At 67.0% G+C, this 18969-nt stretch carries 20 protein-coding genes and 1 tRNA gene; 11 read left to right on the top strand and 10 right to left on the bottom strand.

The window, feature by feature from the left end; all coding sequences use genetic code 11:
* Positions 1 to 12 precede the first annotated feature (12 nt).
* Positions 13 to 1416 carry an MFS transporter gene (locus tag G3T14_RS14415; RefSeq protein ID WP_163643233.1) on the bottom strand — a complete coding sequence of 468 codons (1404 nt, stop codon included), beginning with the start codon at positions 1414 to 1416 and terminating at the stop codon, positions 13 to 15.
* Positions 1417 to 1525: 109 nt separating this feature from the next.
* Between G3T14_RS14415 and G3T14_RS14420 the strand changes: the two genes are divergently transcribed.
* Complete coding sequence (locus G3T14_RS14420) at positions 1526 to 2527, top strand: alpha/beta hydrolase (protein WP_163643234.1); 1002 nt, start codon at positions 1526 to 1528, stop codon at positions 2525 to 2527.
* A gap of 46 nt (positions 2528 to 2573) precedes the next feature.
* A complete protein-coding gene (locus G3T14_RS14425) occupies positions 2574 to 3443 on the top strand; it encodes an NAD(P)-dependent oxidoreductase (protein ID WP_163643235.1) in 870 nt (289 codons plus the stop codon).
* Between the two features lie 55 nt (positions 3444 to 3498).
* On the opposite strand, the gene G3T14_RS14430 is transcribed toward G3T14_RS14425, so the two are convergent.
* From G3T14_RS14430 to G3T14_RS14440, 3 genes are all read right to left on the bottom strand, one after another.
* On the bottom strand, positions 3499 to 3984 hold the full coding sequence (locus G3T14_RS14430; protein WP_163643236.1) for an MmcB family DNA repair protein: 486 nt from the start codon (positions 3982 to 3984) through the stop codon (positions 3499 to 3501).
* Between the two features lie 79 nt (positions 3985 to 4063).
* Positions 4064 to 4846, bottom strand: a complete 783-nt coding sequence (locus G3T14_RS14435) for a cobalamin-binding protein (RefSeq protein ID WP_163643237.1) — start codon at positions 4844 to 4846, stop codon at positions 4064 to 4066.
* Between the two features lie 5 nt (positions 4847 to 4851).
* The gene (locus G3T14_RS14440; RefSeq protein ID WP_163643238.1) at positions 4852 to 5373 is read right to left on the bottom strand and encodes a VTT domain-containing protein; all 522 of its coding nucleotides are present in this window, start codon (positions 5371 to 5373) and stop codon (positions 4852 to 4854) included.
* Between the two features lie 156 nt (positions 5374 to 5529).
* Between G3T14_RS14440 and pdxY the strand changes: the two genes are divergently transcribed.
* Genes pdxY through G3T14_RS14455 form a run of 3 tightly spaced genes read left to right on the top strand, consistent with a single transcriptional unit; the run spans position 5530 to position 8016 of the window.
* Positions 5530 to 6378, top strand: coding sequence for a pyridoxal kinase PdxY (gene pdxY / locus G3T14_RS14445; RefSeq protein ID WP_163643239.1), 849 nt, complete (start codon positions 5530 to 5532; stop codon positions 6376 to 6378).
* Positions 6379 to 6410: 32 nt separating this feature from the next.
* Entirely contained in the window at positions 6411 to 7307 is an 897-nt protein-coding gene (locus G3T14_RS14450) for a PhzF family phenazine biosynthesis protein (protein ID WP_163643240.1), read from the top strand.
* Positions 7300 to 8016, top strand: coding sequence for an NUDIX hydrolase (locus G3T14_RS14455; RefSeq protein WP_163643241.1), 717 nt, complete (start codon positions 7300 to 7302; stop codon positions 8014 to 8016). The genes G3T14_RS14450 and G3T14_RS14455 overlap by 8 nt, the downstream gene beginning before the upstream one ends.
* Here G3T14_RS14455 and G3T14_RS14460 read toward each other — a convergent pair.
* Both G3T14_RS14460 and G3T14_RS14465 read right to left on the bottom strand, forming a co-directional pair.
* Positions 8007 to 8333: a hypothetical protein gene (locus G3T14_RS14460; RefSeq protein WP_163643264.1), complete on the bottom strand. Its 327-nt coding sequence runs from the start codon at positions 8331 to 8333 to the stop codon at positions 8007 to 8009. The genes G3T14_RS14455 and G3T14_RS14460 overlap by 10 nt on opposite strands.
* 189 nt (positions 8334 to 8522) lie before the next feature.
* A complete protein-coding gene (locus G3T14_RS14465) occupies positions 8523 to 9008 on the bottom strand; it encodes an SRPBCC family protein (protein WP_163643242.1) in 486 nt (161 codons plus the stop codon).
* Positions 9009 to 9518: 510 nt separating this feature from the next.
* Between G3T14_RS14465 and G3T14_RS14470 the strand changes: the two genes are divergently transcribed.
* From G3T14_RS14470 to G3T14_RS14480, 3 genes are all read left to right on the top strand, one after another.
* On the top strand, positions 9519 to 11084 hold the full coding sequence (locus tag G3T14_RS14470) for a 2-isopropylmalate synthase (RefSeq protein ID WP_163643243.1): 1566 nt from the start codon (positions 9519 to 9521) through the stop codon (positions 11082 to 11084).
* Positions 11085 to 11187: 103 nt separating this feature from the next.
* A tRNA-Lys gene (locus tag G3T14_RS14475) sits at positions 11188 to 11263 on the top strand.
* A gap of 90 nt (positions 11264 to 11353) precedes the next feature.
* Positions 11354 to 11758, top strand: coding sequence for a hypothetical protein (locus G3T14_RS14480; protein WP_246733347.1), 405 nt, complete (start codon positions 11354 to 11356; stop codon positions 11756 to 11758).
* A gap of 127 nt (positions 11759 to 11885) precedes the next feature.
* On the opposite strand, the gene G3T14_RS14485 is transcribed toward G3T14_RS14480, so the two are convergent.
* The 3 genes from G3T14_RS14485 to G3T14_RS14495 form a co-directional block, all read right to left on the bottom strand.
* Positions 11886 to 13190 carry a D-amino acid dehydrogenase gene (locus G3T14_RS14485; protein ID WP_163643244.1) on the bottom strand — a complete coding sequence of 435 codons (1305 nt, stop codon included), beginning with the start codon at positions 13188 to 13190 and terminating at the stop codon, positions 11886 to 11888.
* A 23-nt stretch (positions 13191 to 13213) separates the two neighbouring features.
* Complete coding sequence (locus tag G3T14_RS14490) at positions 13214 to 13603, bottom strand: tautomerase family protein (RefSeq protein WP_163643245.1); 390 nt, start codon at positions 13601 to 13603, stop codon at positions 13214 to 13216.
* 81 nt (positions 13604 to 13684) lie between these two features.
* Entirely contained in the window at positions 13685 to 15034 is a 1350-nt protein-coding gene (locus G3T14_RS14495; protein WP_163643246.1) for an aspartate aminotransferase family protein, read from the bottom strand.
* Positions 15035 to 15367: 333 nt separating this feature from the next.
* On the opposite strand from G3T14_RS14495, the gene G3T14_RS14500 reads away from it, so the two are divergent.
* Positions 15368 to 16786: a PLP-dependent aminotransferase family protein gene (locus G3T14_RS14500; RefSeq protein WP_163643247.1), complete on the top strand. Its 1419-nt coding sequence runs from the start codon at positions 15368 to 15370 to the stop codon at positions 16784 to 16786.
* Positions 16787 to 17024: 238 nt separating this feature from the next.
* On the opposite strand, the gene G3T14_RS14505 is transcribed toward G3T14_RS14500, so the two are convergent.
* Entirely contained in the window at positions 17025 to 17354 is a 330-nt protein-coding gene (locus tag G3T14_RS14505; protein ID WP_204262867.1) for a hypothetical protein, read from the bottom strand.
* Between the two features lie 636 nt (positions 17355 to 17990).
* On the opposite strand from G3T14_RS14505, the gene G3T14_RS14510 reads away from it, so the two are divergent.
* On the top strand, positions 17991 to 18359 hold the full coding sequence (locus G3T14_RS14510) for a hypothetical protein (protein ID WP_163643248.1): 369 nt from the start codon (positions 17991 to 17993) through the stop codon (positions 18357 to 18359).
* A gap of 156 nt (positions 18360 to 18515) precedes the next feature.
* Positions 18516 to 18947, top strand: coding sequence for a hypothetical protein (locus G3T14_RS14515; RefSeq protein ID WP_204262868.1), 432 nt, complete (start codon positions 18516 to 18518; stop codon positions 18945 to 18947).
* Positions 18948 to 18969: the final 22 nt, after the last annotated feature.

Genomic DNA, 18969 nt, shown 5'->3' on the forward strand with positions numbered 1-18969 from the left:
CGACCGAGGGGCTCAGCCCTCCGGCACGCGCCGCATCACGCTCGCCACCGCGCCGAAGGCCGCGAGCCCGGCCGCGCACCACAGGGCCGTGGCCACCGGCCCAGCCGGATCGCTGCCGTGATGAAAACCGAAGATCACCGCCACCAGGGCCGCCCCAAGGGACTGGCCGGTGAGACGGGCAGTGGATTGCATACCGCTCGCCCCGCCGCTGCGCGCGCGCGGCGCGCTCGTCACGATGATGCGGTTGTTGGGTGACTGAAACATTCCGAAGCCGAGGCCGCACAGGGTGAGGCGCCAGCCGATGTCGACGGTGGAGGCGCCGGCCGGCAGTAGTGCGATCGCCACGAGACCCGCCGACAGCACCGCGAGCCCGAAGCCGCTGAGCAATCCCGGCGCGTAGCGGTCCGACAGCCGGCCCGAGAGGGGGGCCGCCAGCGCGATGGCGATGGGCCACGGCGTCATTAGGAAGCCGGTGCGCGTCTCGGAGAAATGCAGCACGTCCTGAAAGTAGAACGGCAGCGCCACGTAGGCCATCATCTGCGCCCCGAACGAGGCGATAGACGTCGCCATCGACAGGGCGAAGGCGGGGATCCGCAGGAGGTCCACCGGCAGGAGCGGCGCAGTCATCCGCAATTGCCGGCGCACGAACACGGTGCCGATGGCGAGCGCCGCCGCGATCTCGGCCAGGGCGATGCCGCGTTGGCCCGGTTCGCCGAGGCCATCGACGCCGATGATGAGCAGCCCGAAGGTCAACGCGTTGAGGAGCGCGCTCACACCGTCGAAGCGGGCCCCGCTCGTCGGCGTCACCGGCAAAGTCCGGGCGGCGACGGTGAGCGCCAGGATTCCCACCGGCAGATTGACGAGGAACAGCCACGGCCACGTCGCCACCGACAGGATGCCCGCCGCTACCGTGGGGCCGGCCGCCGAGGCCATCGCCACGATGAGCGCGACGTTGCCGACGCCCCGCCCGATCAGCCGGTGGGGATAGATGAAGCGCACGAGCGCGATGTTCACGCTCATGATTCCCGCCGCCCCCAGCCCCTGCGCGATACGCGCGGCGACGAGCCAGCTCAACGAGGGCGACAGGGCGCAGGCGAGCGAGGCCGCGGTGAACAGCGCGAGGCCCGCCAGGTAAACCTTGCGGTATCCCAGGATGTCGCCGAGGGACGCCAGCGGCAGCAGAGCCGCAGTCACCGCGATCTGGAAGCTGTTGGTGACGAAGATCGCTGCGGCCGGATCGACGGCCAGGTCCTTGGCCATCACCGGCAGGGCGACGTTGACGATGGCCCCGTCGAGCACCGCCATGGTCATGGCGAGCCCGATTGCCAGGAGTGCCAGCATCCGTTCGCGGATCGGCAGGCCGTCCGTCGGTTGGTCGGAGGTGGCTTGGTCGGGCGTTCCTGCCGCGTTCGTCATCGCCTCGACCCGTTGACGGTCTCCACCGCCTTTCGCAAGTGCCCTATGTCACCTGTCGGTGACGCGTGCGCGCTGTCTTTGCGGTATGCGATCTTCGGAGAAAGCCTTCATGCGTATCGCGGCCCTGTTGTTCGCCACCTGTCTCGCCGTCGCGCCGGCTGTCGCGCGGGCCGACGAGGCGACCCCGATCGGGATCGGTCTGGAGGGCTTCGCCTATCCGTATCCGGTGTACTTCCTCGGCCTGACCCGCGATGGTGAGCGCCAGCGTCTCGCCTACATGGACGTGCCGGCGGCGGGCACGCCCAACGGTCGCACGGCGCTGCTGCTGCATGGACGCAACTTTCCGTCGAGCTATTGGCAGCCGGTGATCCAGGCGCTGACGAAGGCCGGCTACCGCGTCGTCGTCCCGGACCAACTCGGCTTCGGCAAGTCCTCGAAGCCGGTGCGGCCGTTCAGCTTCGACGTGATGGCCGCAGAGACCGTGGCGCTCCTCGACGCGCTGGGGCTGCCCCGCGTCGATGTGGTGGCCCACTCCATGGGTGGAATGCTCGCGGTCCGGATCGCCCGCAATGCGCCCGCCCGCGTCAACAGCCTCGTGCTCGAGGCCCCGATCGGTCTCGAGGATTACCGCTTTTCGGTGCCGCCGGTGTCCGACGAGACCCTGCTGCGTCTGGAGGGCGACGCCACGGCGGATTCCTACCGCAACCAGCTGATGACGAACTATGCCCTGTCGCTGCCAGCCTCCGCCATCGAGCCGTTCGTGTCCCTCCGCGAGCGGGTGAAGGGCTCAGGCGAGTATCCGCGCTGGCTCCAGTCCTTCATCAACTCCTACCAGATCATCTGGGGGCAGCCGGTGGTCCACGAAATCCCGTTGCTGCCAATACCGACCTTGTTCGTGATGGGCGAGAACGATCACAATGCGCCCGGCAAGCCCTTCGCACCGCAGGAGCTCCGCGCCGGCATGGGCCAGAACGCGGCCCATGCACGGGCTCTTGCAGCCCGGATGCCGAATGGCCGGGCCGAGGTGATTCCGGGCGTCGGCCACCTCGTCCACATGGAGGCGACGGATCGCTTCAACGCGACGATGCTCGAGTTCCTGAACGGACATTGAGTGACGGTATTTGCCTGAGCGAGCGAGCAGCAACGGAGTGACCAGCATGGATGTCGGCGTGATCGGACTGGGCCGGATGGGCCGTGGCATGGCGGCGAGCCTCGTGCGGGCCGAGCACCATGTCCGGGTCTGGAACCGCACTCCCGCGGCGGCCGAGGGCCTGGAGGGCGTGCGTCCGGTGGCAACCGCGGCCGAGGCCTTCAGCGGTGACGCGGTGATCACCATGCTGGCCGACGATGCGGCCCTGCGCGCCGTCCTCCTCGAAGGTGGATTACTCGCTCATGCCAGCCCGCCCGGGCTGCACCTGTCGATGAGCACGATCTCGGTGGCGCTCGCGCAGGAGCTCGTCACCCTGCATGCCGATGCTGGCATCCCTTACGTCGCCGCTCCGGTCTTCGGCCGGCCCGAAATGGCCGAGAAGGGCGCACTCAACATCGTCGCGGCGGGTGATCCTGCCGCCATCGCTCGGGCGCAGCCGCTGCTCGACGCGATGGGCACCAAGACCTGGTGCTTCGGCGAGGCACCGCACCGAGCCAACGCGGTGAAACTCGCCGGCAACTTCTTGCTGGTCTCCGCCATCGAGGCCATGGGTGAAGCCGTCGCCCTGGCGCACGGGCATGGAGTGGCGGGCGCCGACCTTCTCGATCTCCTGACCAACACCCTGTTCGCCTCTCCGGTCTACAAAGGCTACGGTGCCTCCATTGCGGCCGAGCGCTACGAGCCGCCGGGCTTCGGCCTCCGGCTCGGCGCCAAGGATATCGGCCTCGCCCTCGCGGCGGCCGGACAGGTCGGGGTGCCGATGCCGTTCGCCAGCGTATTGCGCGACGGCCTCATCGAGGCGATCAGCCATGGCGACGGCGACAAGGACCTGGCGGCGCTCGCCACGGTTTCGCGCCGGAGGAGCGGGCAGGTTTAGGAGTCGGCTTCGAGCACGACGGGCTCTGGCTCGCAAAGCGACGAACGCGAGCCCCTCACAGCACACCCTCGCGGATCGCGCCGGGATCGGCCAGCGCATGCAGCAGCCGGGCTGCGCTGTGGGCAAAACGCAGGGTTACGGCCTTGCGGCGCGCTCCGCTCAAGGAATGGTCGGCGGGGTCGCGCAGGATCGCGGCCCCGAAGGCATCGGCGACGATGAGACCAGCATCCTCCGGCGTCAGCGTGGTCGAGAGCGTCTCGGGGATCGCGAAATAGAAGCGATCGCAGAAATCGCGATAATCCGGCCATTTCCGGTCGGCGCGAAAATCCGCCACGCTCGACTTGATCTCGACGATGGTCAGCCGCCCGGCCGGACACAGGGCGATGACGTCGGCCCGCCGGCCGTTGGCGAGCGAGAATTCCGGGATCGTCACGTGGCCGAGGTCGGAAAACAGCCGCCGGACGCCGCGCTGGACGTGGAGCGCGGTTGGCGACTGGCGCCGGTCGGGGGGCAGGATCGCGTGGGCGAGGGCTGCTGACATGCGTCTCGGTGGTGGCCGTCCCGAATCGGGAACGCCCCATAAGAATCAGCCGCGACGGCGCTTGTCACCTGCGACCGGATCACGCCGACCGCAGCGCCGCCCGGATCGCGTCGAAGCCATCGCCCAAAGCCGCCGGTCCCGGCTGGAGGATCAGCGGCGACTTGATCTCGTAGATCTGGCCCGCAGCGACCGCCGGAATCGCGTCCCAGCCCGGCCGGTCGCGGATACGGGCGATGTTTACCCTCTTGCCGCACCAGGAGGCCAGGATGATGTCGGGCTGCGCCGCGATCACCGCCTCGGAGGTCACGATCCGGTCCCGGGCCGCTGCCTGCCGACCTAAATGCGGAAAGATGTCGTCGCCCCCGGCGAGGCCGATCAGTTCCGAGACCCAGCCGATCCCCGAGATCAGCGGCGCGTCCCATTCCTCGAAATACACCTTTGGCCGTGGGCGCCCGGCATTGTCCCGGTCCGCCGCGTCGAGCCTCTCGGAAAAGCCGCGCGCCAGGGCGTCGGCTCGCGCGGAAACGCCGACGAGGGCACCCACGGTGCGGATCATAGCGAGGCAGCCGGCTACGTCGCGCTGGTTGAAGAGGTGGACCGCGATGCCGGCCCGCGCCAAGTCGGCGGCGATGTCGGCCTGTAGATCCGAGAAGGCGAGGACGAGATCGGGGGTGAGCGCCAGGATCTTGGGCAGGTCGGCGCTGGTGAAGGCCGACACGCGCGGCTTCTCCCGCCGCACGCGGGGCGGGCGGACCGCATAGCCCGACACACCGACGATGCGGGCCTCCTCACCGAGCAGATACAGCGTTTCCACCGTTTCTTCGGTGAGGCAGACGACGCGCTCGGGGGGAAAGACGCGCATCGCCGTCAGGTCTTGAAGTAGGCGAGCAGCCCCGCACCCGGCGCCAGCATGGCAAAAGCCCAGACCAGCGCGGAAAGCACGTTGGCGACCTGGAACGGCAGACGCTTGACCCCGAAGATGCCGGCGATCAGCGGGACCACGGCTCGCGCCGGCCCAAAGAACCGGCCGATGGCGACGCCGCCCGCACCCCATTTCCGGCAGAACGCCTCGCCGCGCGCCACCATGGCCGGATAGCGTTTCATCGGCCACATCGCCTTGGCGCCCTCCTTGTAGTGATGGCCGAACTCGTAGGAAATCCAGTCCCCGAGCGCCGCGCCGAGAGCCGCGGCCAGCATCACGGGCACGAACGGAATGCCCACCGTCCCCATCAAGGCGCCGATGCCGAGCAGCAGCACCGTGGCCGGAACCAGCAGAGACAAGAAGGCCAGGGATTCGCAGAAGGCCAGCACCCCGGCGATCAGCGGCGTCCACCCCTGGTTGGCCTCGACGAATCCGAGCGTGGAGGTGCGGAGGGCTTCAAAGTCCATGGGTCGCCTGTCGTGAGTGTGAGTCCGCTTTGGCGGAGGCGGGCGGTGGGAGCAAGCGCCTCCCCGATCGGGGTGCGAGCATGAAGCAAACCGGATAATGGGGATGCGCGTCGATCCGTTCGCTGCGCGCGGCACGATTCGTCAGGGAAGCTCCGCTTGAACATCCTCTCGATCCAGTCGCACGTCGCCTACGGCCATGTCGGCAATGCGTCCGCAGTGTTCCCGATGCAGCGCCTCGGCGTCGAGGTCTGGGCGATCCACACGGTGCAGTTCTCAAACCATACCGGCTACGGCGCCTGGCGCGGTCGGGTATTCGACGGGCCGGCCATCGAGGACCTGGTGGCGGGCATCGGCGAGCGCGGTGTCCTCGCTCGGTGTGACGGCGTGTTGTCGGGCTACATGGGCTCGGCCGATATCGGCACCGCCATCGTCCGGGCGGTGGCCGCAGTGCGCGCCGCCAACCCCAATGCGCTCTATGCCTGCGACCCGGTGATGGGCGACACCGGCCGTGGCATCTACGTGCGTCCCGGTATCCCCGAATTCATGCGGACCGAAGCGGTGCCGGCGGCCGACATCGTCACGCCGAACCAGTTCGAGTTGAACCATCTCTCCGGATTGCCCACGGGAACGCTGTCGGAGACCAAGGCGGCGGTGGCCGCCGTGCAGGCACTCGGGCCACGGGTGGTGCTCGTCACCTCGCTCATCACCGACGCGACACCGGCCGATTCGATCGACCTGATGGCGGGGGAAGGCGGCCAGTTCTGGCTCATGCGCACGCCGCGGCTCACCCTCGACGTCAACGGGGCGGGCGATGCCATCGCGGCCCTGTTCCTCGTCCATTACGCCCGCACCGGATCGGCGGCGCAGGCGCTCGGCATGGCCGGAGCCTCGATCTACGGGCTGTTGCGGCGCACGGCGGAGGCCGGCTCACGCGAGATTCTCACGGTGGCGGCGCAAGACGAGTTCGTCGCACCGAGCGAGACCTTTCCGGTGGAGCCGGTATAGGGTTGCGCCACCCGCTGCAGGGAAATGCGTGCATGCCTCGTCGCTTCGTGACCCTCGACGTGTTCACCGACACGGTGCTCACCGGCAATCCGCTCGCCGTGGTTCTGGATTGCGACGGGCTCGACGGCGCCGCGATGCAGCGGATCGCCGCCGAGTTCAACCTCTCCGAAACGGTGTTCGTGCTGCCCCCCGCGGCACCCCGCCACCGGGCCGCCTTGCGCATCTTCACCCCGACGCGGGAACTGCCCTTTGCCGGGCACCCGACGATCGGCACCGCCGTGATCCTCGCGCTGCAGGATACCCACGCCGGGGGTACCGATGCGGTGGCTTTCGGGCTTGAGGAGGGAATCGGCACCCTGGCCTGCGTGGTCGAGACGGCTGAGGCACGCGGGTGCGCCCGCTTCAAGATGCCGGTTCTGCCGGAATTTCTCGGGGCCGGCTCCGCACCGGCGGCTCTCTCCGCCGCTCTCAGCCTGGAGCCTGGCCAGATCGGCTTCGGCCGCCACGTCCCGAGCCGGCACGCCTTGGGTCAGGGCTTCGTCTTCGTGCCGGTGGCAAATCTGGACGCCCTCGACCAGGCCAAGCTCGACCCCGCCGCCTTCGGTGCCTTGGGCGAGCCGGCCCCGCTCTACCTCTACGCGCACGAACCAACAGGGCTCGGGCGCCGCTATCAGGCGCGGATGTTCGCACCGCATCTCGGTGTGCCGGAGGACCCGGCCACCGGCTCAGCGGCAGCCGCCTTCGCCGGCGTGATGATGCAGTTCGAGCCGATGGGGGACGGCGAGCACGATATCGTCATCCGCCAGGGCATCGCCATGGGGCGTCCGAGCGAGATCCTCCTGCAGGTCTGCGTCGCCTCCGGTGCACTGCGCTCGGTGGAGGTCGGCGGCGCGGCGATCGTCGTCAGCGAGGGGACCTTGCGTGTCTGACACTTTCACGGTGACGCGCATTACGGCCCTCACTGCGCGTCGCGTGCCCTACGACTGGGCCTGGGCCCGCGACAATGCCGGCTTCGTATCCGAGAACTGGGCCCGCCGCATTGCCGAGCGTCCGGCTTTGTTCGACGGGCGGGTGCTGCTCGCCTGCGCGTGCCGGATCGCGGACGATGCCGGCACGGTCGATCTGTTCGAGGTCGCGTTTTCGCAGTTCCTGGCCTTCCGCGATGCCGGCTCGCCCGATCCCGACGTCGCCAACGTCTTCGCGGCGATCGTGCCGCGTGCGCGCGACGGGGCCGCTCTGCTCGGCGTGATGGGCGGCCACACCGCCAATGCGGGTCAGATCTACTTTCCGTGCGGCACCCCTGACCTTGCCGACCTCCGGGAAGGCGACCGCGTCGACCTTGTCGGCAGCGCCGAACGCGAGCTGTTGGAGGAGACCGGCATCGCCCTGCCGCCGGATGCACCGGACGAGTGGCTGCTTCTCTCGGGAGATGGACAGCGGGCTTTCCTGCGCCCGGTCCACTTTCCCGAGGATGGCGATGCCCTACTGGCCCGGATGGAGCGACACCGCCGCGCGGAGGCGGACGCGGAGCTCGACGGCTTCGTCATCGTGCGCGGAGCGGCGGATATCGATTCGGCCCGGATGCCGGGCTGGGTCCGAACTTACCTCGCCAACGCCTTCGCGCCGATTTACGGGTAACCGTAGCGCGCCTTGGCCGAGGCCAGCAGCCCGAGAGCCTCGCGGTCGTTCCCGGAGCGACAGGCATCGCCGGCGCGGCGCAGGTCCGCACTGAAGCGGTCGCCCACCGCCCTGTTGAGATTTTCGGTGGAGACGTCGCTGTCGACCACCGCCTGGGTCCGGGCAATGGCCGGGCCGCAGCCCGAACCCTGCGGCAGCGGCGCGGCGACGACGGGCGCCACGGCAATCGCGGGCGGCGCCGACGCAGTCGGTTTGCAGGCGGTAACCAGGACGGCGGTGAGGATGGCTGCGAGCGCGAGGCCCACGCGAGTCGATATCACGACGGTTTCCCCTGGACTCATGGCGCTGTCGTTCGAACGGCGCAACTTAAAGGTCGAGGGGTTTTGCCTTTCGCAGGAAGGCCGGTCAATCGTCGTCGCGGGCGTTTATCCCGCGACGACGCGGTGGCTTGGTTTGGCGCCTCTCGGACGCGAAGGCGCCCTTACCCTGGAGGCGCGGTGGCGCCCTTACTTGGACTTGTCGGCGATCGCCTTCAGGCCCGAATCGTAGATCCCGGTGATGGCGTCGGTGGCGACAGCGTCCGGCGCACCCTTCGCCTTGAAGCTTCCCTTCCAGGTGACCGTCGAGCCAGCGCCCTTCGGCATCACCGCAATGGTGGAGCTGTAGTCGGTCACGGGAAGCGGGCCGGAGACGATAGCGTAGGTGTAATCCATCTTCTTGTCGTCACGGGCAGTCTGCGACTCGACGATGGTACCGCCGCCCTTGAGGCTCAGCGTCCGCAGACTCTTGCCGCCATCCATGGACAGCACGCACTTCTCGATGGCGGGGTGCCACTGGCCGATGCCACAGAAATCGCCGATCGTGGCCCAGACCTTGGCCGGCGGCGCGGCGACGTCGACGGACTTCATGACATCGATGGCGAAGCTCGGCACGGTGCCGGCGAGGAGGGCGAGAGCGGGCAGCGCGAGCGTGCGCAGAACGTGACGCGACATGGGATTTCCTTCCGAATATTTCTTGCGTGCAACGGATTAAACCGGTGCCGGCCCTGAGGGTCCATAATGCAAGCTAGGCCGGGAACCGCGTAAGACAATGACCCGCATGCGCTTGCGCGTTTCCCGTCGGGCCCGCCCCTGGAGCCTGTGCGCAGTGCCACGCTCCTTCCAATGCTTGTCAACGCCGACGTCGAGGGCTAGAAAACCAGCATTCGCAATTGGCCGACGCCCGTCTCGGCGCGCCGTTGCTCTTCGGGAGAGACGAGCCTTGGCCAGCGCCGGCTCCACGTGCAGCACCGCCGACGCCGCTTTCGCGGCTGTGCGGCTGTGCGCGCTCGTTCCCGGTCTGCTCCTCCTTAGCAGCCCCTGAGGGCCGTCCGGGCGCCTGCGCCTGGGCTCTCAGGGGATGGTTTTTCCAGAACAGCCACGCTCCGCCCGTCGGCCGGAGCCGATTCCAGGCGCCGCGTCCCCGTATCGACGGGGACAGCACGCCGCGACAGGACAAACCCCATGACCACCCCGAGCATGCCCACGACCAAGGACCGCGTCCTGATCTTCGACACCACCCTGCGTGACGGCGAGCAATGCCCCGGCGCGACGATGACTCTCGACGAGAAGCTGGCGGTGGCCGAATTCCTCGACACGATGGGCGTCGACATCATCGAGGCCGGCTTTCCGATCGCCTCCAACGGCGATTTCGAGGCGGTGTCCGAGATCGCGCGGCGAGCCAAGCGCGCCACCATCGCGGGTCTCGCCCGCGCGATCCCGGCCGATATCGCGCGCGCCGGCGAGGCGGTGCGACAGGCCAGACGCGGGCGCATCCACACCTTCGTTTCGACCTCGCCGATCCATCTCGCGCACCAGATGCGCAAGACCGAAGACGAGGTGGTCGAGATCATCCTGAAGACCGTGGCCCAGGCCCGCGACCTCGTCGAGGATGTGGAGTGGTCTGCCATGGACGCGACCCGCACCCCGATCGACTACCTGTGCCGCTGCGTAGAGGCGGCAATCCGTATGGGCGCCACCACCATCAACCTGCCCGACACGGTGGGCTACGCCACGCCCGACGAGTACCGCGCCATGTTCCGCTCCGTTCGCGAGCGGGTGCCGAATTCCGACAAGGCGATCTTCTCGGTGCATTGCCACGACGATCTCGGCCTCGCCCTTGCCAACTCGCTGGCCGGCATCGAGGGCGGCGCCCGGCAGGTCGAGTGCACGATCAACGGGATCGGTGAGCGCGCCGGCAATGCCGCCCTGGAGGAGATCGTCATGGCGATCCGCACGCGCGGCGACGTCATGCCCTACGAGACCGGCATCGAGACCACGATGCTGACGCGCGCCTCGAAGCTCGTCAGCCACGCGACAAACTTCCCGGTGCAGTACAACAAAGCCATCGTCGGCCGGAACGCCTTCGCCCACGAGAGCGGCATCCACCAGGACGGGATGCTCAAACACACCGAGACCTACGAGATCATGACTCCGGCCTCCGTAGGCGTCGCGAAGACCTCTCTGGTGATGGGCAAGCATTCGGGCCGGGCCGCCTTCCGCTCGAAGCTGGAGGAGATGGGCCTCATCTTGAGCGACAACCAGATCCAGGACGCCTTCGAACGCTTCAAAGCGCTCGCGGACCGCAAGAAGCACGTCTACGACGAGGATATCGAGGCGCTCGTCGATGAGAACCTGGCGACAGCGCATGACCGCATTCGCCTGGTCTCCCTGTCGGTGATCGCCGGTACGCGCGGCCCGCAGCGCGCTACGATGAAGCTCGCCATCGACGACCGCCTGATCACCGAGGAAGCTGATGGCAATGGCCCGGTCGATGCGGTCTTCAACGCGATCAAGGCGCTGGTACCGCATGAAGCCGAACTCGAACTCTACAAGGTCGACGCGGTCACCGAAGGCACCGATGCGCAGGCCGAAGTCTCCGTACGCCTCAAGAGCGGCGAGCGCAGCGTGACGGCCCGCGGCGCCGACCCGGACACCCTGGTGGCCTCGGCCCGCGCTTATCTCTCCGCCCTTAACAAGCTCTCGGCCACGGCCGTGCGCCTGCACGCCCAGCATCCCTCCGGGGTTTAGCCGAGAAAATAACGCCCCGGGGGTGGACACCTCCGGGGGCCTTTGCTATCAGCCCCCTCGTCGCAGCGGACTTGGTGGGCCGCAGCGACCGCCACAAGGCGATGGGTGCATAGCTCAGTTGGTAGAGCAGCTGACTCTTAATCAGCGGGTCCAAGGTTCGAACCCTTGTGCACCCACCAAATACTTTAACGAATTGATCGATGCAGAGAATACCGGCTTGAAACGGTATTTCTGATCGGATTTGTTGAATCTCACCTCCTCAATCGCATTTGGAATGCAAGCTCGCGTCGATCTTTTCGACCGGCGGTTCGGCGAGCCGAAGCGTAGCGCAGGGGGGCCACTTCGCGCCGGTTGTCGAGCACGCGTGTGCCTGCCATGGTTGTTTCATGGCACATTCTGTACCCCCGCGTTATTCCGCAGCCGAACTCATCGAGGAGTTGCGTGAAGCGGCGGAAGAGATTGCCCCGGAACTCAACGGCATCAGAGCCGAAGAGACGCTGGAGGGGGAATCCGCCCAGATGATCGAAGAGATGGTCGACGCTTTGAAGCGGATCGCGAGTGGTGCGCCGCGGCCTCAGGATCTGGCCCGCGCTGCGTTGGACGCCAAAGCGCCGCTCAAGCCGTTCGGCCGTCCGAAAAACACCGTCGTGAAATTGGTCAAGCCGCGCCGATAAGGCCGCTCTCCCTCCGATACGATGGCGTTTGATCGTCTCGGGATCAGACGTCCAACGAGCAGCATATCACACTCCCGGAATCCGAAGCGATCGGTCGGCGACGGGATCACGGGGCGATGCGATTTGCTCATGAGACTCGTGATTCGACGCGATGCCGACCTCTCGCGACCGCCCCGCTGCCGTATCGGCTCAGCGCGAAGTCTTCACTCGCGATATCCGGGGTACGGCCGGAGACGAGATCGGCCAGTACGCGGCCTGAGCCGCAGGCCATCGTCCAGCCCAGCGTGCCGTGACCGGTATTGGTGAAGAGGTTGGACAGGTGGGTCGCCCCGACGATGGGTGTCCCGTCCGGCGTCATCGGGCGCAGGCCCGTCCAGAACTTGGCCTGGGTCAGGTCGCCGCCCTCCGGAAAGAGATCGCCGACCGAGCGGGCCAGCGTCTCGCGGCGCGGGGCCCGCAGGATCTGGCTGAAGCCGGCGAGTTCGGCGGTGCCGCCGACTCGGATTCGATCGCCCAGCCGAGTGATCGCGACTTTGTAGGTCTCGTCCATCACCGTCGAGACCGGCGCGGCCTCGGGGTCCGTCATGGGCAGCGTCAGCGAATAGCCCTTCACCGGATAGACCGGCAGGTCGATGCCGAGGGGACGCAGGAGAGCAGGGGTAAAGCTGCCCATCGCGGCGACATAGGCATCCGCCACGATATGTTCGCCCTGCGCCGCTGCGACGTCGACGATCCGGTCACCCTCCTGCCGCAACCCGGCGATGGCCGTGCCGTAGCGGAAGACGACGCCAAGACCTTCACAGAGCGTGGCGAGCCGCCGCGTGAACAGATGTGCATCGCCGGTTTCGTCGCCCGGCAGCCGGAGTCCGCCGACGAAGGTGCCGGCGACTCGCGCCAGTGCCGGCTCCGCGGCGATGCAGCCGGCCGGATCGAGCACGGAATAGGGCACGCCGTAGAGGTCGAGGACGCGGGTGTCGTCGCCGACGCGATCGAGCTGCTTGGGCGTTCGGAAAATCTGGAGCGTGCCCTGCGCGCGGTGATCGTAGGCGATGCCGGTTTCGATGCGCAGGTCACGCAAGGTGTCGCGGCTGTATTCGGCGAGGCGCACCATGCGACCCTTGTTGCGCTGGTAGGCCTCCTCGGTGCAGTTCGCCAGCATGCGTGCCAACCAGCCGTAGAGGCGCGGCTCGAAGCTCGGCCAGACCACCAGCGGACGGTGGCGCATCATCAGCCACTTCATCGCCTTGATCGGGATGCCGGGCGCGGCCCAGGGCGCCGAATATCCCGGCGAAACCTGCCCCGCATTGGCAAAACTCGTCTCGAGCCCGGCGCCCGGCTGGCGTTCCAGGACGGTGACCCGATGTCCTGACTTGGCGAGGTAGTAGGCCGAGGTGACACCGACGACACCGCCGCCGAGAACGAGAACATGCATGGCAGAGGGACTCCGTGGCGGTCCTACAACTCGCCGGTGAGGAACTGGGCCCGGCCGTGGCCGAACGACCAATCCTCGTCGGTGTTCTCCACCGTCGAGACCATCACGTCGGCGGGCGCGATCCCGCAGGCCGCCTGCAGCTTCTCGGTGAGCAGCCGGTAGAACAGCGCTTTCTTTTCCTTGCCGCGCGGTCGGGTGATCATCTGCACCACGACGACGTCCTTGGTACGCGGGATGTCGAGGCCGGTATCCTCGACGATCATCCGCGACGGCTTATGCTCGGTGACGATCTGGTAGCGGTCGCCCGCCGGAACATTGAACGCCTCCAGCATCGCTTCGTGGGCGGCGTCGAGCAGGCTCTTCAATTCGGAATCCGTCCGGCCTTCCAGGATGTCGAAGCGCATCAACGGCATGGTGTTTGAACCCTCTGGTAAAATCGAAATCGTCACGCGGCCGCGGGTGCGACCGCCTCTCGAAAGAACGTGCCCCGCTGATCAGGCTTCGGCGCGGATCAGGCCGCGCAGCATCTCGATCATGCCCCTGATCTCGTCAGGGGTAGAGATGAAGGGCGGCCCCATCGCGATGGTGTCACCGGTAAAGCGCAGCAGGATGCCCTCGCGCAGGCCGCGTTCGAAGATGCGGAGGGCCCGCGCGCCGGGCTGGCCCGGTGTCGGCTCGAGATCGACCGCCGCGGTGAGACCGAAGTTGCGGATGTCCTTGATGCCCGGCTCGTCGCGCAGGCTGTGGACGGCCTCTTCGAGGACGGGCGCCAGGTCGCGCACCCGGCCGAACAGGTCGCCCTCTTCCATCAGGTCGAGGGTCGCGTGGGCTACCGCCGCCGCCAGCGGATGGCCCGAATAGGTGTAGCCGTGAAACAATTCCACCGCCGCCGCAGGGCCGGTCATGAACGTCTCGTAGATATCCTTGCGGACGATCACGCCACCCATCGGCACGATGCCGTTGGTGATGCCCTTGGCGAAGGTGATCATGTCCGGTGTCACGCCGAAGCGCTGAGCGCCGAAGGCCGCCCCCATCCGGCCGAAGCCGGTGATGACCTCGTCGAAGATCAACAGGATGCCGTGGCGTGTGCAGGTTTCACGCAGGCGCTGGAGGTAGCCGAGCGGTGGTACGATGACACCGGCCGAGCCCTGCAACGGCTCGACGATGACCGCGGCGATGGTCGAGGCGTCATGGAGCGCGACGAGGCGATCGAGGTCGTCGGCAAGGTGCGCGCCCCAGGACGGCTGCCCCTTCGAGAACGCCATCTCGGCATAATCATGGGTGTGGCGCAGGTGGTCGACGCCCTGGATCATCGCCGTGGCGAACATCTTGCGGTTGGCGACCATGCCGCCCACCGACATGCCGCCGAAGCCGACACCGTGATAGCCCTTTTCGCGGCCGATCATCCGGAAGCGGCCGGCCTCGCCGCGCAGGCGGTGGTAGCCGAGCGCGATCTTGAGGGCGGTGTCGACGGATTCGGAGCCGGAATTGGTGAAGAAGACCCGGTCGAGCCCCTCCGGGGCCATATCGGCGATGCGCTCGGCCAGCCGCAGCGTCACCGGGTTGCTCATCTGGAACGCGGTGCAATAGTCGAGTGTCTCGGCCTGATGGCGCAGGGCCTCGACGATCCGCGGCTGGGCGTGGCCCAGCGGGCAGCACCACAGGCCGGACAGGCTGTCGAACAGGTCGCGCCCCTCGGCGGTGCGGTAATAGGCGCCCTTGGCCGAGACGATGATGCGCGGCGTCGGATCGGCCTTCACGTGCCGGTTCGGCGTGAAGGGCATCCAGTACGGATCGACATTGAGCTGCCGGGCGCTGTCGTGGTCGCCGACCGTATGATCCATGTGTCTCTCCGCAGATCCGCGCCGCTGTGGGGAGACTATCGTCGCGTGGCGCGGATCTGCCTATGGACAGTTGCGGGATCGGCACGCGCAGCTGTATCGGTCATTCGATATAGACAGTTTGCGAGGCAGCGCCTTGTGATCGCACGATGGCCCGTTCCGTGGCGGCGGCGGTGGCGTCCATCGGATTGATCGGGAGAGGCTGCCGAGGCTCTTCTCGAAGAAGCGCCGATGCTCCGATCCCTTGTTCTCGCCGCAGCTCCTCAGAAAAAAGCAGAGTCCACTCTTCGGGACGACACACAGGCGTGACGCCCACTTCGCAATCATGGATTGTCTATGATCAGTCTGGACCCGAACAGCACCGCGCCTCTCGTGACGCAACTTGTCGATGCGGTCTCGGACAAGATCCGCAGCGGCAGCGTCACGCGCGGCACACGCCTGCCTTCGGTGCGGAAACTCGCGGCGCAATGCGGTGTCAGCACGCTGACGGTCTCGAACGCCTACAACCGCCTGGTCGCCGACGGTCTGCTCGAAGCGCGCCGGGCGAGCGGATACTTCGTGTCGGCCAGACTGCCCGACCGGACATCGACAACCACGCCGGTGCGGCCGATGGCGATCTCGGTGGATTCCGGCTGGCTGCTGCGGCGGGTCTACGAGGAGGACACGCTCACCATCAAGGCGGGATGTGGCTGGCTTCCCGACAGCCACCTGTTCGCGGAGGGCATCAAACAGGCTTTATCGGCGCTGGCCCGACGGCCCGACCGACTGGTGTCGCGCTACGGCCATCCGCTGGGCTACGCCCCGCTCCGCCGCGCCATCCAGTTGCTCCTCGCTCAGCGCAACATCGATTGCGAGCCGGATCAGATCATCCTCACCCACGGCGCCAGCCAAGCGCTCGACCTGACCATGCGGAGCTTCCTGCAACCGGGCGACGTCGCCCTCGTCGACGACCCCGGCTATTGCAACCTCTATCCGTCCCTCCACGCCATGGGCGTGACGATCGTCGGGGTCGAGCGCACGCTCCAGGGTCCATCCATCGCCGCGCTTCAGACTTTAGCCGAACGCCACAAGCCGAAGCTGTTTTTCACCAATACCAATTTCCACAACCCGACCGGCACCGCGTGCTCGCCGGCCACCGCCTACCAGATCCTGCGGATCGCGGAGAAGCACGACTTCCAGATTGTCGAAGATGATATCTATTCGAGCTTCGTCGAGGAGACGGCGCCGAGCATCGCAAGCCTCGATCAGCTCGGACGCGTCATTCATATCGGCAGCTTCTCGAAGACTATCTCGCCATCGCTCCGCGTCGGTTACCTCGCCTGCAATCCCGACACCGCGCGACGCCTGCTCCACATGAAGATGGCCGCGAGCCTGACCAGTTCAGAACTGTCAGAGAGCCTGGTTCACTCGATCCTGACCGAAGGCCAGTATCGCCTCCACATCGCACGCCTTCGGGAAAAGCTGGCGACGGAACAGAAGACGGTTGCGGACGCCCTCCTGTCGGCCGGCTTGTCTCTGTTCTATCGCCCGACGAACGGATTGTTTCTCTGGGCGGGATTTGGCGGCGATCTCGATCTCGGCGCCCTCGCCCAGCGGGCCGCGGCAGAGGGCATCATGCTGGCACCCGGCCACCTGTTCCGCGCTCATCAGGAACCGACGCCCTGGCTCCGCTTCAACGTCGCTCACACCAACGCGGCACCACTCTTCCGCTTCCTCGAGACGGAAAGACGGGCGCTGGGCGACCGCCAACAATAATCGGCCCAGTGTGGACCATGGGTTTGATCCGGCGGTGTGGCGATACGATCGCGTGCCGTGCTTTGAGGGATGCGCTGTGGTTCAAGTCTTTCACGGAAGCACCACGACGGAGGCGGTCCGTCGCGTGATCCAGTCGCGTGAAGGGTGCTGGCCGGGCACGATGGCGTCGGTCCCACGACGGTGCAGAGCTTGACGCAAGACTGCAACGTTTCCGATGGTTTGTTGCAGGGAGCCCAGGTCAGGCGATCGCCGCGGCACCGAGGCTCGGCCGAATGTTTCGGCGGTGATCGGACGGGTCCGAAAGTTCGTCCCGGAGATACGCGACCATCATCTCGGCGACCGCCCGCGCGGCATAGGCCAGCGGGCTTTCGCCCGATTGGACCGGGAAGGCATCGACGATGCGGCGGCCGGCCAGGATCTGTCGGATCTCGTCGGGCATCAGGCCATCGTCGGTGGCCGTGCTGAAGGCGGCCTGTCCGTAGGTCCGGCGGCGGGACCGCGCGCCTTCGAGGGCGTGGAGCGTGCGATCCGCGATCGCCGCGTCAAAGGTCGTGTCGTGAAATCCCATTGCCCAAGTCCTCCGCTGCCAGATCCTGTGTCCTCGTCCTGCCGTCGCGGTGACGACAGACGAGAGGCGATCCGATGGTCCGTTCGGGGATGCGGTGTACGAAGGTCATGCAGTCTTCTCGCAGTCTTCTTGCAGTTCTCTCGAGGCTCGGTCGGCCGTGCCGGCCCGCTTGTACAAGGACTGAAACGTAGACGATCGCGTCGGAGATGTGCTTCCAAAGATTCGGCGCAATGCAGGGCGGTCGATGCGCGGAAAGCCGCGAACGCGGAAGGTCGGCCTTTTCGAAGGGGTCATCCGCTCCGGCGCGGCGACCGGATTGTCGAACCCATCGTCGCCCGTTCGCCGATGCCCGCGCCTGACGAGATTCGTCGACGGCTCATCCGTAGATCGACATCCGCCATGTGGTCAAGATTTATGATCTCTGACGTACCGATTTCAGCAGAATTCGAACGCGTATTTTCTGTAACGCGCGGAGAACCGAAAATCTTCTAGCCAATGGTTATTTGTCCCATCCGATCAAGCCGGGATCGAAGGCTGTGATTATGAGTCGGGATGGCTGGTTATTTCAGCTGAGCGGGCGCACCGATCGTGTCTAGTTCGCCTGTGTCCAGAGTCCTCCATCAAGGAGACACAGTCATGAAAACTCTGCTGATCGCATCCGTGGCCTTCACCGCCTTGATCGTGACGAGCTTTACAGCCGATGCGCGCGGCTTCCGCGGCGGTGGCGGTGGGTTCCGCGGTGGCGGCGGCGGCTTTCACGGCGCGGGTATCCGCGGCGGCGGCTTCCATGGTGGCCGGGTGGGCGTCTATCGCGGTGGCTACGGCCGGGTCGGGCGCGCCGGCTATGGCCGCTACGGATATCGCGGCCGTGGATATGGCCTGGCCGCGGCCGGTGTCGGCGCCGTCGGCGCCGCAGCGGCGGTGGGCTATTACGGCTCGACCTACGGCGGTTGCGGACCCTACGCGCAATACGATTCCTATGCGGGCGTCTGCCGTCCCTACTGACCGAGAGTCCGCTGACAGAGAGTCCGCTGACAGGACTCCCGCTGCACCGATGACCGCCGGACCCGGCGTGTCCGACAGACGCGCATGAGCCGTTGAGGGCTCATGCGGGCGCCTGCCAACGCGGCTGGCATCCCCTCACGGCGAGGTTCGTACGCCATGATCTTCAGGGTGGTCTCTCCGCTTCTCTTTACCGTGTGTCTGCCGGCGTTGGCGCTCGCCCAGACGGATGGCCCGGTGCGCCCGCCGACGGCGCTCATCCATGGCAATTATTGCGGGATGGGTAACAACGCGCCGCTCCCGCCCATCGATGCGCTCGATGCCGCCTGTGCCCGACACGATTCCTGCGTCCCGAGTGGCCGCCTGCCATCGCGCGGCTGCAACCTTCGGCTCCAATGGGAGGCCGCCCGCATCGCCCGCGACCCCGATCAGCCGGATGACCTGCGGGCGTTGGCGGCGTTCATGGCCACTGGCGCGGCAATGCTGCCGTTCGACCCGAGCGAGCCCGAAATCGTCGTCACGGCGCCTGCGCCAGCGGGATACGGACGAGATCCGCCGAGCCCCTACCGTCGCGCGTATCACGCGTATTGACGCCTCCCTTCAGAAACACACT

Source organism: Methylobacterium sp. BTF04 (assembly GCF_010692745.1).
Lineage (GTDB): Bacteria > Pseudomonadota > Alphaproteobacteria > Rhizobiales > Beijerinckiaceae > Methylobacterium.

Excerpts from the sequence above, each read along its gene's own strand:
- G3T14_RS14415 (WP_163643233.1), bottom strand. The coding sequence starts at position 1,416 with ATGACGAACGCGGCAGGAACGCCCGACCAAGCCACCTCCGACCAACCG.
- G3T14_RS14420 (WP_163643234.1), top strand. The coding sequence starts at position 1,526 with ATGCGTATCGCGGCCCTGTTGTTCGCCACCTGTCTCGCCGTCGCGCCG.
- G3T14_RS14425 (WP_163643235.1), top strand. The coding sequence starts at position 2,574 with ATGGATGTCGGCGTGATCGGACTGGGCCGGATGGGCCGTGGCATGGCG.
- G3T14_RS14430 (WP_163643236.1), bottom strand. The coding sequence starts at position 3,984 with ATGTCAGCAGCCCTCGCCCACGCGATCCTGCCCCCCGACCGGCGCCAG.
- G3T14_RS14435 (WP_163643237.1), bottom strand. The coding sequence starts at position 4,846 with ATGCGCGTCTTTCCCCCCGAGCGCGTCGTCTGCCTCACCGAAGAAACG.
- G3T14_RS14440 (WP_163643238.1), bottom strand. The coding sequence starts at position 5,373 with ATGGACTTTGAAGCCCTCCGCACCTCCACGCTCGGATTCGTCGAGGCC.
- G3T14_RS14450 (WP_163643240.1), top strand. The coding sequence starts at position 6,411 with ATGCCTCGTCGCTTCGTGACCCTCGACGTGTTCACCGACACGGTGCTC.
- G3T14_RS14465 (WP_163643242.1), bottom strand. The coding sequence starts at position 9,008 with ATGTCGCGTCACGTTCTGCGCACGCTCGCGCTGCCCGCTCTCGCCCTC.
- G3T14_RS14470 (WP_163643243.1), top strand. The coding sequence starts at position 9,519 with ATGACCACCCCGAGCATGCCCACGACCAAGGACCGCGTCCTGATCTTC.
- G3T14_RS14485 (WP_163643244.1), bottom strand. The coding sequence starts at position 13,190 with ATGCATGTTCTCGTTCTCGGCGGCGGTGTCGTCGGTGTCACCTCGGCC.
- G3T14_RS14490 (WP_163643245.1), bottom strand. The coding sequence starts at position 13,603 with ATGCCGTTGATGCGCTTCGACATCCTGGAAGGCCGGACGGATTCCGAA.
- G3T14_RS14495 (WP_163643246.1), bottom strand. The coding sequence starts at position 15,034 with ATGGATCATACGGTCGGCGACCACGACAGCGCCCGGCAGCTCAATGTC.
- G3T14_RS14500 (WP_163643247.1), top strand. The coding sequence starts at position 15,368 with ATGATCAGTCTGGACCCGAACAGCACCGCGCCTCTCGTGACGCAACTT.
- G3T14_RS14505 (WP_204262867.1), bottom strand. The coding sequence starts at position 17,354 with ATGGGATTTCACGACACGACCTTTGACGCGGCGATCGCGGATCGCACG.
- G3T14_RS14510 (WP_163643248.1), top strand. The coding sequence starts at position 17,991 with ATGAAAACTCTGCTGATCGCATCCGTGGCCTTCACCGCCTTGATCGTG.
- G3T14_RS14515 (WP_204262868.1), top strand. The coding sequence starts at position 18,516 with ATGATCTTCAGGGTGGTCTCTCCGCTTCTCTTTACCGTGTGTCTGCCG.